Source organism: Chryseobacterium sp. G0201, from assembly GCF_003815655.1.
Lineage (GTDB): Bacteria > Bacteroidota > Bacteroidia > Flavobacteriales > Weeksellaceae > Chryseobacterium.
The window spans coordinates 1879437-1895185 of record NZ_CP033917.1; the positions used below are offsets into that span (position 1 = coordinate 1879437).

The window sequence follows — 15749 nt, forward strand, 5'->3', positions numbered from 1 at the left end:
TTAAGGCGTTTTATTAATTAATTTAAACAAAAATTTATTAATTGTATTTTTATTAACGATCTGATTATAAAAGTTTAGGCTTCTTCTGATGTTTTTTTGCTGTATAAAATTGTCAATAGCATTCATATCTTTCGGAAGATACTTTTCTAAGTGTTTTTTATATATATAATTTAATGAAAAGTCTTTTTTAGCTTTATCTTGATTGATTTCAACATCCATAGACTCATCTTTTCTTCTATAGAAAAAACCTAAGTAATCTAAACATAGAACCGTCTTTTTTTCGTCTAAAATAGACAGCCAAAAGTCCCAATCTTCTTTTCCGTAGATTAAATTTGAATCATAACCTTTCGTCATTTTCCAATCTTCTTTTTTAAAAAAAGCCGAACAGAAAATAAGGTTTTCTAATAATAAATGGTCATAATTATAAGGAGCTAATTTCCAAGATTCTTCTGTTGTACCAAAAAAATTTGCTTTGCAATAAATAACAGTGTAGTCATCGTTAAATTTTTCTTCGGCCAGTTCAAGATATTGGTCCCCAATTCGGTCATCGCAATCCAGAGGTAGGATCCATTCTCCGTTAGCAATTTCTATTCCAGCATTTCTAGCGGACGAAAGCCCTCCGTTTGTTTTATAGAGATATTTGAAACGACTGTCTCTTTCGGTCCATTTTTTTGTAACTTCTTCTGTGTTATCAGGAGAACCGTCATTCACAATAATACATTCCCAGCCCTGATACGTCTGTTCAAGAACTGTCTGCAGGCATTCATCAAGATATTCTGCCTGATTGTAGCATGGAACGATTATGGAAATTCTTGGATTCATTTTTAAATGATTTTACTTAAAAATTTATACAAAGGAGCCGGTATTTTATATTGTACAGCTAATTTTAGCTTTCTTCTTTTGTAAGGATATTCCTTGAATTGGGTCAATAAAAAATCTGATAACTTATTGCTTTCATATAGCTTACCTATTTTATAATTGATGATTCCTTTGATGTCACCATTTTTATCAAAAATCATTTGAAGATATAAACATTCTTCATCTATTCTTTCTTTTCTTGCAGAAGAAATATTAGAATCATGCAGTCTGTAATAGGCAAGTTTTCGCGGAACATATGCGGTAGAGTATAAAGCATTGATTTTTAACCATCGATAATAATCTTCAATTAAAAGATCAGATTTATATTTTCCGGTTTTTATTAACGCTTCTTTTTTCATTAAAACGGTTAGTGCTGCAATTCTGTTTCCAATAAGAAGATCTTTCTTAAAAGTCTCAGGTGGCACACTTCCTAATTTATCATAATCGGCTATATCTGGTAAAATATTTGAGTTGTCGTCAATAGCATAAGTATCACTAAACACCATTCCATAGTCTTCACCTAAGCTTTCAAGTTTTTCTACACATTCCTGTATAGAGTCGGGGTGAAGAAAGTCGTCTGCCGCAATAATTTTCACATATTTTCCTTCTATAAGCTCGATACATTCATTAAGAACAGTGGCAAGGCCAGTATTTTTTTGATGAAAATTAGTAATCGCAGGATAATTATTTTCTGAAAGCCAGTTTTCAAAAACCTGAACAGAATTATCGGGTGAAGCATCATCAGCAACAATTAGTTGAATGTTCGGATAGGTCTGTGCTTTAACACTATCAAGACATTCTTTGATATATTTTCCTTGATTGTAACTGCAAACTACGATACTTACTAAATCTTTTTTTTCCAAAATAATATGATATTATTTCTAATATTTATTTAAAGTTTGTATAACTGTCGATACTTCATCATCCGTCATTACAGGCGATATTGGTAAGCTTAAAACTTCGGTATGAATTTGTTCTGTAATTGGTAACTGGAGGTCTTTTAAATAAGAGTAAGCTTCCTGATGATGGGGTGGAATGGGATAGTGGATCAATGTCTGAATTCCTTTTTCTTCTAGATGTTTCTGCAGCTGATCTCTATTTTCTGTTCTGATGACAAAAACATGATATACATGGCTGTTTTCTTCTGTTTTGTGATGAGGAAGAACAATCTTAGGATTTACTATTTCTGTTAGATATCTTTCTGCAATTTCTTTTCGTCTTTTATTTTCTGTATCTAAATATTTCAATTTTACAGATAACACAGCAGCCTGGATCTCATCCAGACGAGAATTGTAGCCTTGATATTGATTCACATATTTTTTCTGCGAACCATAATTTGCTAGTGCTCTGATACATGTTGCCAGTCTATCATCTTTACATGTAACAGCTCCGGCATCTCCTAGAGCTCCCAAATTTTTCCCGGGATAAAAACTAAATCCAGCAGCATCTCCCAGACTTCCTGATTTTTTATTGTTCCAGACAGCACCTATTGTTTGGGCGTTGTCTTCAATTATTTTTAAATTATATTTTTCAGCAATACGTTCTATTTCTTCTGAGAATACAATGCTTCCATATAAATGAACAAGAAGTATGGCTTTGGTTTTAGCAGTTACTTTTTCTTCAATTTTAGAGATGTCAATATTGTATGTATTGATGTCTGGTTCTACTAAAACAGGTACTAATTTGTTATCTGTAATAGCAAGAATTGATGCAATGTAAGTATTGGCCGGAACCAAAATCTCATCTCCTTCTTTCATGATACCCAACTCTATGTATGCTCTGAAAATTAATCTCAAAGCATCAAGACCATTGGCTACACCAATAGCATGAGGAACATTGCAGTATTTTGAAAGTTCTTGTTCGAAAGTTTTTACCTTATCCCCCAGCAAATACCATCCGGAACGGAAGGCTTGTAATAATGCATCTTCAATTTCCTGTTGATGGGTAAGATTTATTTTTTGTAGGTCGAGGAATTTAATCATTCGTGTTTTTCTTTAAAAATTTTGCTGGATTTCCAACCCAGATTTCGTTGGCAGGTACGTTTTTGGTAACTACACTCCCGGCGCCGATAAGTGCATTTTCTCCAATAGTAATTCCTGCTAATATTGTTGCATTTGCGCCAATAGAAGCTCCTTTTTTAATTAAAGTTTCTTCCAGTTTAAAATCTTTATTTTTAGATTTTGGAAATAAATCATTCGTAAAAGTAGCATTGGGACCAATAAAAACATCATCCTGAATGGTGATTCCGTCCCATATTTGTACTCCCGGTTTTATGGTAACATTATTTCCTATAATTACTTTATTTTCGATAAGTACCTGACAGTTGATATTACAGTTCTCACCTATCTGTGCATCTTTTAGAATCACACAAAACTGCCATACGTTGGTACCTTCACCTACATTTTGAGATTGCACATCAGCTAAAGAGTGAATCATTTCTTGTAATTTTTAAATTCTTCAAAATCTCTGAAATAATCTGCCTCGTCATAAATTTCGGACGCTAAACATAATAATACCGCACTATGGCTGAATTTAATATCTCTCCAGATCAGTTTAGGAATATACAAGCCTTTCGAAGGCGAGTCTAGGATAAAAGTATCTTTATTACCCTGAAGATCAAGAGTGTTAAACTCGATAGTTCCTGAAACTGCGAATATTACCTGTTGAAGTTCTTTATGGGCATGACCTCCTCTGATGACATCTTGAGGAGTATAATAGGTCCAATAGACTCTTTTTATATCAAAAGGAGTGTCTTTTTGCGTTTCGGCAACAGTGATATATCCCAAATCTTGAGAGCCTATTTTAGAAAAATTTATGATATGAGGAGGCATGATAATATCTTTATTTTTTTATTCTGATTCTTTTTTTGTTCCTTCAACACCATAAGAATTTTGTATTTTCTTTCCCTGTTCATCTAAAGAATAAATAACTTCTTTTTGATTTTCTTTGATTATACTCACTTCAAATGGAACAATATTTACAACGTCAATATGATCTGGGAGACCAAGTTGAAGTGTATAACCTTCGATGAATTTTTCATTTAAATAATCTACACTAATGTTTATGGTTGGATTGAAAGTATCAATAGACACCCTATTTAAGGTGGTTCCTACTAATTTAGTAGTGATAGGACCTAATCCTTTTCTAAAAAGTTTATGTTCCTGAGCAAATCTAAACACATTTTCTTCTAATGTAATTGGATTATGATAGGGTATTTTCTCTAAAACACTCAATAAGTGTTTGGTGTTATAGATCGTGCCATCTACAGAAAAAGGATAAGACCAATGGGTGATATTTTTATCAGTATAATAGTCCCATTCATAATATCCATTTTTTTTATGGATATAATCAGGAAAACCTTCAATATTATCACCAACATACATTCTATAGGAAGCTGTTTCTGGATTATTTTTGAAAACTGATAGAATTTCATCGTTTAAAATAACGTCTTCATAAAAAACCCCATCATCAGTATTAAACATTATTAACTCATGCTTGGAATCTCTTAATAATTTTTGAAGTAATCCTTTAAAATTATCACTTTTTTTATTTTTTAAGTTTTTTTCAAGGAAAAATTTGTAATTCTTTTTACTAGTAAAAGTTTTAAAAAAAGAAGAATCAAACCATACTTCTTTTCTTTCAACAAAACTTATATTAGGGTAATTTTTGTACTTTTCAATTAATTTTTTGTATCCTAACTGATGATTACCTGTAGTGTGATATAGAATTACGGTCTCATAATCTTTTATCTTTATTCTTTTCAAAATAGTATTTAAAAGATAATCGACCTGCATGGCTCGATTATATGAAAATATGATATTTAAAAGCATAATTTGTTTTATTTAGAATATGAAACACTTTATTATATTTTTTTTATTTGAGAATTAATATTTGAGTAAATCACTCCTGGTGATTTTCTAATTTCTCCAAATTGATTTTTTATTCCGTTAATCTCAAAACCGAATGATTCAGTTTTAAATGCAATTTCAGAACGGTCAATACCCCAAAACATGTCAAAATAATAAGAATCTTCATTTAGTATATTAGGTGGTATCTCAAAACTTAAAATATAGTCTCCTGGTTCTCCATTTTCACTTACAATGAATCCGTTACTCATTACGGTAATTTCATGAGAATTCCTTAAATAAAAAGAAAGGTCTAGCATAGAATTTTGAATTCTACTAGTAAAATGAACTTCTACTGTAGCTCCAGAGTTAATATTTAGGATATTTCCATTTACAGGAGTCATTGAATATGATTTTACAATAATCTTGTCATTTCCAATCTTGAAATTATCTTTTAAAACATCATAGCCGGAGATGTGGCCACTTCTTTTTTGATATTCTATGATGCATTTATCCTTATTGCCTTGCATTAAAACAGACCCTTTATCTAATAGTATTGCTGTATTGCAAAGTTCATTGACAGCGGCCATGTTGTGACTCACAAAAAGCACTGTTCTACCTTCTCCTTTACTTACATCACCCATTTTACCAAGACATTTTTTTTGAAATTCCGAATCTCCTACCGCAAGAACTTCATCTACAATAAGAATTTCAGATTCCAAATGGGCGGCAACGGCAAATGCTAAACGTACATACATCCCTGACGAATATCTTTTTACGGGAGTATCGATGTATCTTTCTACACCGGAAAAGTCAACAATTTCGTCAAATTTTCTGGTGATTTCTTTACGGGTCATACCAAGGATTGCTCCATTTAAAAATACATTTTCTCTTCCTGTCATTTCAGGGTGAAACCCAGTTCCAACTTCTAATAAAGAGGCAATTCTGCCTTGTGTATAGATTTTTCCTGTAGTTGGTTTTGTTACTTTGCTTAATAGTTTTAATAAAGTAGATTTTCCGGCACCGTTTCTTCCAATGATTCCTACAGCATCTCCCTGTTCGATTTCAAAATTAATGTCACGAAGGGACCAAACATATTCAGATTCACCTTTTGAGGCTCTGTCATTAGCTTCGCCTATTTTTAAATACGGGTCTTCTTTACCTCTTACTTTGTGCCAAAATCTGTTCAGGTCATGAGAGAGAGTACCTGTTCCCACTTGTCCCAGACGATATTGTTTTGATATATTTTCTGCTTTTAAAGCCAGCATATTTTTTCAGTTTAAATAATTATACAGTATCCATAAATGTTTTCTCTACCTTGTTGAAAACCACAACTCCAATTGCTAGAAGGGCAAAAATGATGATTGTGCTTATTCCCAACATTACTGGTGAAAAATCTCCAACACCCAGCCAGCCGTATTTGAAACACTCAAAAATACCGGTTAATGGATTGTAATAAGCCAGCTTTTTGAAATATCCGGGAAGTGAAGACACGGGATAGATTACCGGAGTAGCATACATATATAAACTTATACCAAAACCTAGTAACATAACAAGGTCTTTATATTTTGTAGTAAGTGAAGAAAATATCATTCCAACGCCTAGAGCAAAGATTGCCATAAGAACAACTAAAAAAGGTGTTGCTAGGATCCATATATTAGGCTGAATTTCTCCTTTAGAAAAATAATATGCCCAAACAAGTATGAATAAAAGGAACTGAACACCAAGACGCATCAAATTCGAAATTACAATTGAAATAGGAGTAACAAGCCTTGGAAAATAAACCTTTCCGAAAATGGCAGCGTTTCCTGAAAATGTGTTTGAAGTACCAATTAATGCTCCTGAAAAGTAGTTCCAAAGGGTAACACCTGCAAGATAAAATAACAATGGTGGTGCTCCGTCTGTTGGTAAATTGGCTAATTTTCCAAAGACGATTAAGTAAGTAATTGTAGTAAAAATGGGGTTAATAAAGAACCAGATAGGCCCTAAAATAGTTTGTTTGAAACTTGATATAAAGTCTCTCTTTACAAACATGTAAATAAGATCTTTATATCTCCACACTTCTTTGAGCTTTAGATCAAACAAAGTATGGTTGGCTTCAATGGTTTCTGTCCACTTTTGTTGTGGTTCATTCATCTGTGTAAAAATTTATGCAAATTTATAATAATTAATTTATCCGAATTTTTTTAGATTATGAATTATTCTTCATATTGACCTAAAAATAACAACTAATGTATTGAAAAATATCGTTATGAGCAAAAACTATCGACTATAAAGTCAATAGTTTTCTTAATTATTAATATTATTCGGATTATTTTACAAGTTGCTTAAGATACTCGCCATATCCGCTTTTACCGTATTTTATGGCAGTTTCTAATAATTTTTCTTCGTTGATAAATTTATTTCTGAAAGCAATTTCTTCGATACAACCAATCTTGAAGCCTTGTCTTTTTTCGATAACGCTTACAAATTCTGATGCATCATGAAGAGAATCGAATGTCCCTGTGTCCAACCAAGCGGTTCCTCTGTCAAGAACACCTACTTCAAGCTTATTTTTGCTTAAATAAACATTATTTACATCCGTTATTTCAAGCTCTCCTCTTGGGGAAGGCTGTATGTTTTTAGCAATTTCTACAACTTCATTATCATAAAAATAAAGGCCGGGAACGGCGTAATTTGATTTTGGAGACGTAGGTTTTTCTTCTATTGAAACGGCTTTGAAATCATTATCAAATTCTACAACACCATATCTTTCCGGATCGGCAACATGATAAGCGAATACAACACCACCGTCAGGGTTGGTTTTATTTTTTAATAAAGTTCCCATTTCAGAACCGTAGAAAATATTATCACCTAAAACTAAGGCTGCGGAATCATCACCGATAAATTTATCACCTAAAATAAAAGCCTGCGCTAAGCCATCCGGACTAGGCTGTACAATATATTCTATGTTACAACCAATTTGTGAACCATCACCTAAAAGTTTGATAAATCCTGCTTGATCGTGTGGAGTTGTAATAATTAAAATGTCTTTAATTCCCGCCAATAACAATGTTGAAAGAGGGTAGTAGATCATTGGTTTGTCATAAACAGGCATCAATTGCTTGCTTACGGCGATTGTAAGAGGGTAAAGTCTTGTTCCGGAACCACCGGCTAATATTATTCCTTTCATTTTGTGTGTTTTAATTGTATTGATTATCGTAATATTTCTGATAATCGCCACTTGTTACATTCTCCAACCATTCTTTGTTTTCAAGATACCAGTCGATAGTTTTTCCTAAACCTTCCTCGAAAGTTACTGAGGGCTTCCATCCAAGATCTTTACTAAGTTTAGTAGCATCGATAGCATAACGTTTGTCGTGCCCCGGTCTGTCTTTTACGAAAGTGATTAATTTTTCAGAATGACCTTCAGGCTTTCCTAATTTAGCATCCATTTGCTTAATTAATTCTTTCACCAAGTCGATATTCTGCCACTCGTTGAAACCTCCGATATTGTAAGTTTCTCCGGTTTTAGCTTCATTAAAAATTTGATGAATACCTTTTGCGTGATCAATCACATATAACCAGTCTCTCGTATATTTTCCGTCACCGTAGATTGGTAAAGGTCTTTCATTAATGATATTTGAAATGCAAAGTGGAATTAACTTTTCAGGAAAATGGTTCGGACCATAATTGTTTGAGCAATTTGATACGATGAAAGGCATTCCGTATGTATTTCCATACGCTCTAACCAAATGGTCAGAAGCAGCTTTCGAAGCTGAATATGGAGACTGTGGATCGTAAGCTGTTGTTTCTAAGAAAAATCCTGTCTCTCCTAAACTTCCGTAAACTTCATCGGTTGAAACATGATAAAATAAGTTTTGTCTTTTTTCATCAGGGAATCTTCCGTGAGTATGATCAGGGTTTAATGTCCAAAATTCTTTACAAAGATTAAGAAGATTTGCTGTTCCGTTTACATTCGTATTAATAAATGCCATTGGATCTGTAATACTTCTGTCAACGTGGCTTTCTGCAGCCAAATGAACTACAGCATCAGGATTGTATTTTTCAAATACTTTTCTTAATTCTTCCGGCTTTGTGATATCTGCTTTTTCGAAAACGTAATTGGGTTCGTTTTCGATATCTTTTAAATTTTCCAGATTTCCGGCATAAGTAAGCGCATCAAGATTGATGATGGTTGTATTCGGATTGTTTTTCACAAATTCTCTTACAACGTGTGATCCGATGAATCCTGCTCCTCCGGTAATAATTATGTTTTTCATCTGTTTATTTTGAAATTGTCTTTCTTCCTATACTCTTATAATAGAATCCATTTTGTTCCGGAACTTCCAGCGGATACATATTTCTTCCGTCAAAAATAACTTTATTTTTCATTTTTTTTGCCATCAGTTCAAAATTTGGATTTTTGAACTCAGGCCATTCTGTGGCGATAAATAAAGCATCAACATCTTCCAATGCATCATACATTCCTTTTGCGTATTGTATTTTGTCGCCAAGTATTTTTTTAACGTTATTTTCTGCAACAGCATCATAGGCAACAATTTTCGCGCCTTTTTTTAGTAAAATATCAATATTGTCTAAAGAAGAAGCCTCACGAATGTCGTCTGTATTGGCTTTGAAAGCTAATCCCCACATGGCGATTGTTTTTCCTTCAACGCTTCCACCGAAATATTTTTCAATTTCTGAAACTAAAATTACTTTTTGAGCAATATTTACATTTTCAGTCGCTTCCAGAATTTGAAAGTTGAAATCTTCCTGTTTTCCGGATCTTATTAAAGCTTTTACATCTTTAGGGAAGCAGCTTCCTCCGTATCCGATTCCTGGGAATAGGAATCTGTGACCGATTCTGTCATCACTACCCATTCCTAGTCTTACTTTATCAACGTCTGCGCCTACTTTTTCACAATAGTTTGCAATTTCGTTCATGAAAGTAATTTTTACGGCTAAGAATGAATTGGCGGCATATTTTGTCAGTTCAGATGATTTCTCATCCATAAATATAATAGGAATACCTGTATTGGTAAATGGCTGATAAATTTTAGCCATAATATCTTTCGCCTTTTCAGAACTTGATCCTACAACTACTCTCGCAGGATTCATTGAGTCTTCAACAGCAAAACCTTCTCTTAAAAATTCAGGATTAGAAACTACGTCAAAAGGGATGTTTGTTTTTGAGGCAATTACTTCGCTTACTCGGTCTGCAGTACCAACAGGAACAGTACTTTTGTTGACAACAACTTTATATTCTGTCATTAATTCACCGATGTCGTTTGCAACTTTCAAAACGTAAGAAAGGTCTGCCGAGCCATCCTCTCCGGGTGGAGTAGGTAAGGCCAGATATACAACTTCGCTTTTATCTAAAGCATCTTTTAAATTTGTAGTGAAAAATAATCTTTCAGATTGGATGTTTCTAAGAAACATTTCTTCAAGGTTCGGCTCATAGATGGGAACTACGCCGTTTTTCATACCTTCTACTTTTTTTTCATCAATATCTACACAGTATACTGAATTGCCAAGTTCTGCTAGGGTAGTTCCTGTAACTAATCCTACATAGCCTGTACCTACAATCGTTATATTCAAAATGTATGTTTTTAAAAATTCATGACAAAAATAGTAAAAATACTTTCATCACGTCTTTTAATTTAATGTAAATCTATGTTAAGTTACCTGCTTGATTATAAGAGATTTTGCTTTTTTAGAAAATAATTGTATATTTGCATTGGATTTACGGAAAAAAATGAGAAGGCTTCGGAAGAAAGCCTTTTTTCGTACAGGTAAACCAAGGTTAATATTATTTATGGAGTTTAGAAAAAAAATTGAAGAATTATTAAATGAATTCCTTGACACCAGAAAAGATTTATTTCTTATTGATTTAAAATTTTCGGCAGGGGATGATATTACGGTGATTTTGGATGGAGACAACGGAGTTACGTTGCAAGACTGTCTTGATGCTAGTCGTGCAATAGAATTCAATATGGATCGCGAAGAACATGATTTCAGCTTACAGGTGATGTCTGCGGGATTAAGCGAGCCTTTGGCGACTCCAAGACAATTCAATAAAAATCTAGGAAGAGATATTGAAGTTTTACTTACAGATTCTTCTGAGATTGAAGGTGAGCTGTCTAAAGTAGATGACGAAAAGATCACTCTTGTTTTGCGTTACCGAAAACCGAAAGAAGTAGGTAAAGGTAAAGTAGATGTGGAGGAGGAAAAAGAAATTCCTTACTCTGAGATTAAAAAAGCATTAGTAGCAATTAAATTTTAAAAAGAAAAAAGAATAAATGGATAATATAGCGTTGATTGAATCCTTTGGTGATTTTAAAGACGAAAAGGGGATCAGTAAAATTGATCTTATGGCGATTATTGAAGATTCACTGAAAACTCTTTTGAGAAAAAGATTTGATTCAGATGATCATTTTGATGTAATTGTGAACCCGGATAAAGGAGATTTTCAGATATTTTTAAATAAAACGATTGTAGAGGATGAAATGTCGGAAGACGATGATTTGGAAATCGAAATCTCTGAAGCGAAGAAAATAGACCCTACTTTCGAAGTGGGCGAGGATTTCACAATGGAAATTCCTGTTGCTCAGTTAGGAAGAAGAAATATCCTTACTTTGAAGCAGATTTTAGCGACTAAATTGCAGGAGCACAACAACGCAATGTTGTACGAGCAGTTTAGAGACAGAATCGGTGAGATCGTAATTGGAGAAATTCACCACATCCGTCACAAACATGTGATCTTGTTGGATGATGAAGAGAATGAATTTATTTTGCCAAAAGAAAATCAGATCAGTTCCGATTTCTTTAAAAAAGGTGAAAATATCAGAGCTATTGTTGAATCAGTAGATTTTAAAGGTTCTAAACCTCAGATTATTATTTCCAGAACTGCACCTAAATTTCTTGAGAAGTTATTAGAGCTGGAAATTCCTGAAATCCAAGATGGTACTATTATATTGAAAAAGGTAGTAAGAATTCCTGGTGAAAAGGCGAAGATCGCAGTAGATGCTTATGATGACAGAATAGATCCGGTTGGTGCCTGTGTAGGTGTGAAAGGATCAAGAATTCACGGAGTTGTAAGAGAGTTGAGAAATGAAAACATCGATGTTATTCAGTGGTCTAAAAACCCTGAGATTTTAGTGAAGAGAGCTTTAGGAAATGTTACCATCAATAAAATTGATATCAACGAGGAAACCAATTATGCTTTGGTTTATACTCCTGTTGAAGAGATTTCTAAAGTTATCGGTAAACAAGGACAGAATATCAGACTGGCTTCTTGGTTAACGGGATATGAAATTGATGTATTTAGAGAGTCTAGCGAAGATGATGATGTTGAATTGAGAGAATTTAATGACGATATCGAACAGTGGATTCTGGATGAATTTAAGAAAGTAGGTCTTACTACTGCGAAATCAGTATTAGATAAAGATACGGAGAGTCTTATCAAAATGGTTGACTTGGAAGAGGAAACGATTGAAGATGTAAAACGTATTCTAAGAGAAGAATTTGAAAGTTAAGATTTTTAAATAAATTTTAATAATCAGTAAAAAGAAATACTTTAATTTTAAGAATTAAAAAAAATAGTAAATATAATAGATGCCAAAAATAAGATTAAATAAAGCGGTTAAGGAATTCAATATTTCGATGTCCAGATTAGTAGAATTTTTACAGGCTAAGGGTATCGAGGTTGAAAGCAATCCTAACGCTCAATTAGAAGAAGCGGCATATTCTGCATTGGAAGCTGAGTTTGCCAAAGATGGCGAGCAACGTAAAGCTTCCCATGAGGTGGTGATCACAAAAGTTCCGGAAGAGAAACTGGAAATTGAAGAAAAGAGAACCCCTGAAGTAATAAGAGCTAAAGCTAATAAACCGGAAACTAAAATTTTAGGTAAGATAGACTTGGAGCCTAAAAAGCCTGAAGTTGAAGAAACTCCTGTTGCCGCTGCAGCAGTAGCACCGGTAGTGGTAGAAGAAAAGAAAGTAGAAGAAGTAGTTGTACCACCAACACCAACCCCAACGCCGGAACCAGAAGTGAAGGCAGCTCCTGAAAAAGAAAAACAGGAATTCAAAGTTCTGGATAAAATAGACTTGTCTCAGATAGAATCTAGAAATAGACCTGTAAAAAAAGATAAACCTAAAGTGGAAGATAAAAAAGCGGAGGAAAAACCAGTTGAGCCTGTGAAGCAAGCTCCGAAACCCGTTGTAGAGCCCGTAGCTAAACCTGTTGAGGTAAAAGCTGAGCCTAAAAAAGTTGAAGCTGAGCAACCTCAAGAGTCTCAAAAAATTGAAACGGTTTATCAAAAACTTGATGGACCTAAAATTGTTGGTGAAAAAATTGACTTAAGCCAGTTTGCGCCAAAACCAAATGCTGGGGCTAAAAAGAAAAGAAAAAGGATTGAAAAACCGGGAGGCCCTAATCAGCCAAACACAGGAAACAACCAGCAAGGAGGAAATAATAACAACCAAGGTGGCCCTCAAGGAAACCGTCCGCCAGGACAAGGTGGGCCTCAAGGAAACCGTCCTCCAGGACAGGGTGGTCAAGGAAACCGTCCGCCAGGACAAGGTGGTCAAGGAGGTCCTCGTTTTGGAAATAACCAAGGTAACCGTCCACCAGGACAAGGTGGTGGTTTCAAAAAAGGTCCGGGTGCTGGAAATAACAACAGACCTGGTCAAAGAACGATGCCTGTTGAATTAACCGACGAGCAAGTTAAAAACCAGATCAAGGAAACCCTTGAAAAATTAACCAATAAAGGAGGTAAATCTAAATCTGCTAAACACAGAAAAGATAAAAGAACCTACCGTAGAGAGCAGGATGAGCGTCAGCAGGAAGCAGATGCAAGAGATACTTCACTAAAAGTTACAGAATTTATCACTGTCGGAGAATTGGCAAGTTTGATGGATGTAAGTGCAACAGAAGTAATTTCTGCATGTTTCTCTCTAGGAGTAATGGTAACAATGAACCAAAGACTTGAAGCTGATACTTTATTATTAGTTGCAGACGAATTTGGTTATAAAATAGAATTCTCAGATGCTGACCTTGAAGAGGTAGAATCTGAAGAAGATATGGATACTGAGGAGGATCTTTCTCCAAGAGCTCCAATCGTTACAGTAATGGGTCACGTTGACCACGGTAAAACGTCATTACTTGACTACATCAGAAAAACAAACGTTATCGCTGGTGAATCAGGAGGAATTACACAGCATATTGGTGCTTATAACGTGAAATTGGAAAATGGTCAGAGAATTACATTCTTAGATACACCAGGTCACGAAGCCTTTACAGCGATGAGAGCCAGAGGTGCTCAGGTTACAGATATTGCAATTATTGTAATTGCGGCAGATGATGATGTAATGCCTCAAACGAGAGAAGCAATTTCTCACGCACAGGCTGCAGGTGTACCAATGATTATTGCATTGAATAAAGTGGATAGACCGAGCGCAAATCCTGATAACATTCGTCAACAACTTTCTGGAATGAATATTTTAGTTGAAGAATGGGGAGGAAATGTTCAGGCACAAGAGATTTCTGCGAAATTTGGTAATAACATGGATGTTTTATTAGAAAAAGTATTACTTCAGGCGGAAATGCTTGATTTAAAGGCTAATCCTGATAGAAATGCTCAAGGTGTTGTTATTGAAGCTTCATTAGATAAAGGAAGAGGATATGTTGCTACCATTTTAGTACAAACAGGTACTTTAAAAGTTGGTGATTATGTTGTTGCAGGTAAAAACCACGGTAAGGTAAAAGCAATGCTTGACGAAAGAGGTAGAAACCTTAAGGAAGCAGGTCCATCTATTCCGGTAACTATTTTAGGATTAGACGGAGCTCCAACAGCTGGTGATAAGTTTAAAGTATATGAAGATGAAGGTGAAGCTAAAACTATTGCTAACAAGAGAGAGCAGCTTCAAAGAGAACTTTCTATCAGAACTAAGAAACATACAACACTTGAAGAACTTGGTAGAAGAATTGCTCTAGGTGAATTCAAGGAATTGAATATTATCTTGAAAGGTGACGTTGATGGTTCAGTTGAAGCATTATCAGATCAATTACAGAGATTATCTACAGCTGAGATCAATGTAAACATTCTTCATAAAGGTGTTGGACAGATCACTGAATCTGATGTTAACCTAGCAACTGCTTCAGATGCAATTATTATCGGATTTAATGTAAGAGCCGGTGGTAACGCTAAAGAATTGGCAGATAGAGAAGAGATTGAGATCAGAACATATTCTGTAATCTATGCTGCTATTGACGAAGTTAAAGAGGCAATGGAAGGTATGCTTTCTCCTGAGATTAAAGAGCAGGTAATTGGTAATGTTGAGATTAGAGAAGTCTTCAAGATTTCTAAAGTTGGAACAATTGCTGGTTGTATGGTTCTTTCAGGAAAAGTTACGAGACAGTCTAAAGTAAGAGTACTTCGTGATGGTATTGTGAAATTCGATGGCGAGCTTGAAAGCTTAAAGCGTTTTAAAGATGATGTAAAAGAAGTAACTAAAGGTTACGAATGCGGATTGAACTTAAAAGGTTACAATGACATCGAAAACGGTGATATTCTTGAGGTTTACGAAGAAGTAGCTGTTAAGAAGAAATTGAAATAATTCAATATTTTTGAATAAATAAAAACCACTTTGAAAAAAGTGGTTTTTTTAATTATTATGTCTTGTCCTGAAAAAACGAAACAGGATTAAACAAATAGAAACATATTATAAAAACAGTAGAGATTTTTAAGTCTTTACTGTTTTTTCTTTATAACCCTAGCTTATTACTTAATTAGCCTTATTTTGTTTCTTTTAGACTTCTATAATAATTTTATTGGTAATCAGATAATTGATAGGAAAAGCTATGCTTTGCTATTCTTTTCCTCTGTAAGAACTGATAATTAGGATAGTGATTTTTTGTGTCACTATTTCAACACTAGGTATTTTTTATAAAGTACTTTTCTTAATTATTACTTAAAAAAATACTGAGTTGATGAGGTCTTGCTACTTGCCAATTTTATTGATTTTAAGAATGTTTTTAATTAACTCTTTCTTGTTTGGAGAAAT

14 protein-coding genes are annotated in these 15749 nt (G+C 34.1%); 3 read left to right on the plus strand and 11 right to left on the minus strand.

Annotated features, from left to right (window positions below; all coding sequences use genetic code 11):
• The 11 genes from EG348_RS08475 to EG348_RS08525 form a co-directional block, all read right to left on the minus strand.
• Complete coding sequence (locus EG348_RS08475; protein WP_123982460.1) at window positions 1-822, minus strand: glycosyltransferase family 2 protein; 822 nt, start codon at window positions 820-822, stop codon at window positions 1-3.
• A gap of 2 nt (window positions 823-824) precedes the next feature.
• The gene (locus EG348_RS08480; protein WP_164463267.1) at window positions 825-1721 is read right to left on the minus strand and encodes a glycosyltransferase family 2 protein; all 897 of its coding nucleotides are present in this window, start codon (window positions 1719-1721) and stop codon (window positions 825-827) included.
• An 18-nt stretch (window positions 1722-1739) separates the two neighbouring features.
• Window positions 1740-2840, minus strand: coding sequence for a DegT/DnrJ/EryC1/StrS family aminotransferase (locus EG348_RS08485; protein WP_123982464.1), 1101 nt, complete (start codon window positions 2838-2840; stop codon window positions 1740-1742).
• Window positions 2833-3294, minus strand: coding sequence for an acyltransferase (locus EG348_RS08490; protein WP_123982466.1), 462 nt, complete (start codon window positions 3292-3294; stop codon window positions 2833-2835). Before EG348_RS08490 ends, EG348_RS08485 begins: the two co-directional genes overlap by 8 nt.
• Complete coding sequence (locus tag EG348_RS08495) at window positions 3291-3689, minus strand: sugar 3,4-ketoisomerase (RefSeq protein ID WP_123982468.1); 399 nt, start codon at window positions 3687-3689, stop codon at window positions 3291-3293. Before EG348_RS08495 ends, EG348_RS08490 begins: the two co-directional genes overlap by 4 nt.
• Before the next feature lie 18 nt (window positions 3690-3707).
• Window positions 3708-4688: a hypothetical protein gene (locus tag EG348_RS08500; RefSeq protein WP_123982470.1), complete on the minus strand. Its 981-nt coding sequence runs from the start codon at window positions 4686-4688 to the stop codon at window positions 3708-3710.
• Window positions 4689-4720: 32 nt separating this feature from the next.
• Window positions 4721-5971, minus strand: coding sequence for a polysaccharide ABC transporter ATP-binding protein (locus tag EG348_RS08505; RefSeq protein WP_123982473.1), 1251 nt, complete (start codon window positions 5969-5971; stop codon window positions 4721-4723).
• A 19-nt stretch (window positions 5972-5990) separates the two neighbouring features.
• A complete protein-coding gene (locus tag EG348_RS08510) occupies window positions 5991-6839 on the minus strand; it encodes an ABC transporter permease (protein ID WP_123982476.1) in 849 nt (282 codons plus the stop codon).
• A gap of 175 nt (window positions 6840-7014) precedes the next feature.
• The gene (gene rfbA / locus EG348_RS08515) at window positions 7015-7875 is read right to left on the minus strand and encodes a glucose-1-phosphate thymidylyltransferase RfbA (RefSeq protein WP_123982478.1); all 861 of its coding nucleotides are present in this window, start codon (window positions 7873-7875) and stop codon (window positions 7015-7017) included.
• Between the two features lie 10 nt (window positions 7876-7885).
• On the minus strand, window positions 7886-8965 hold the full coding sequence (gene rfbB / locus EG348_RS08520; protein ID WP_123982480.1) for a dTDP-glucose 4,6-dehydratase: 1080 nt from the start codon (window positions 8963-8965) through the stop codon (window positions 7886-7888).
• A gap of 4 nt (window positions 8966-8969) precedes the next feature.
• Window positions 8970-10283, minus strand: coding sequence for a UDP-glucose dehydrogenase family protein (locus EG348_RS08525; protein ID WP_123982483.1), 1314 nt, complete (start codon window positions 10281-10283; stop codon window positions 8970-8972).
• Between the two features lie 217 nt (window positions 10284-10500).
• Here EG348_RS08525 and rimP point away from each other — a divergent pair, with 217 nt between their 5' ends.
• The 3 genes from rimP (at window position 10501) to infB (ending at window position 15302) form a co-directional block, all read left to right on the plus strand.
• A complete protein-coding gene (gene rimP / locus EG348_RS08530) occupies window positions 10501-10968 on the plus strand; it encodes a ribosome assembly cofactor RimP (protein ID WP_123982485.1) in 468 nt (155 codons plus the stop codon).
• A gap of 16 nt (window positions 10969-10984) precedes the next feature.
• Window positions 10985-12220 carry a transcription termination factor NusA gene (nusA, locus tag EG348_RS08535; protein WP_072407266.1) on the plus strand — a complete coding sequence of 412 codons (1236 nt, stop codon included), beginning with the start codon at window positions 10985-10987 and terminating at the stop codon, window positions 12218-12220.
• A gap of 79 nt (window positions 12221-12299) precedes the next feature.
• Window positions 12300-15302: a translation initiation factor IF-2 gene (gene infB, locus EG348_RS08540; RefSeq protein WP_123982487.1), complete on the plus strand. Its 3003-nt coding sequence runs from the start codon at window positions 12300-12302 to the stop codon at window positions 15300-15302.
• Window positions 15303-15749: the final 447 nt, after the last annotated feature.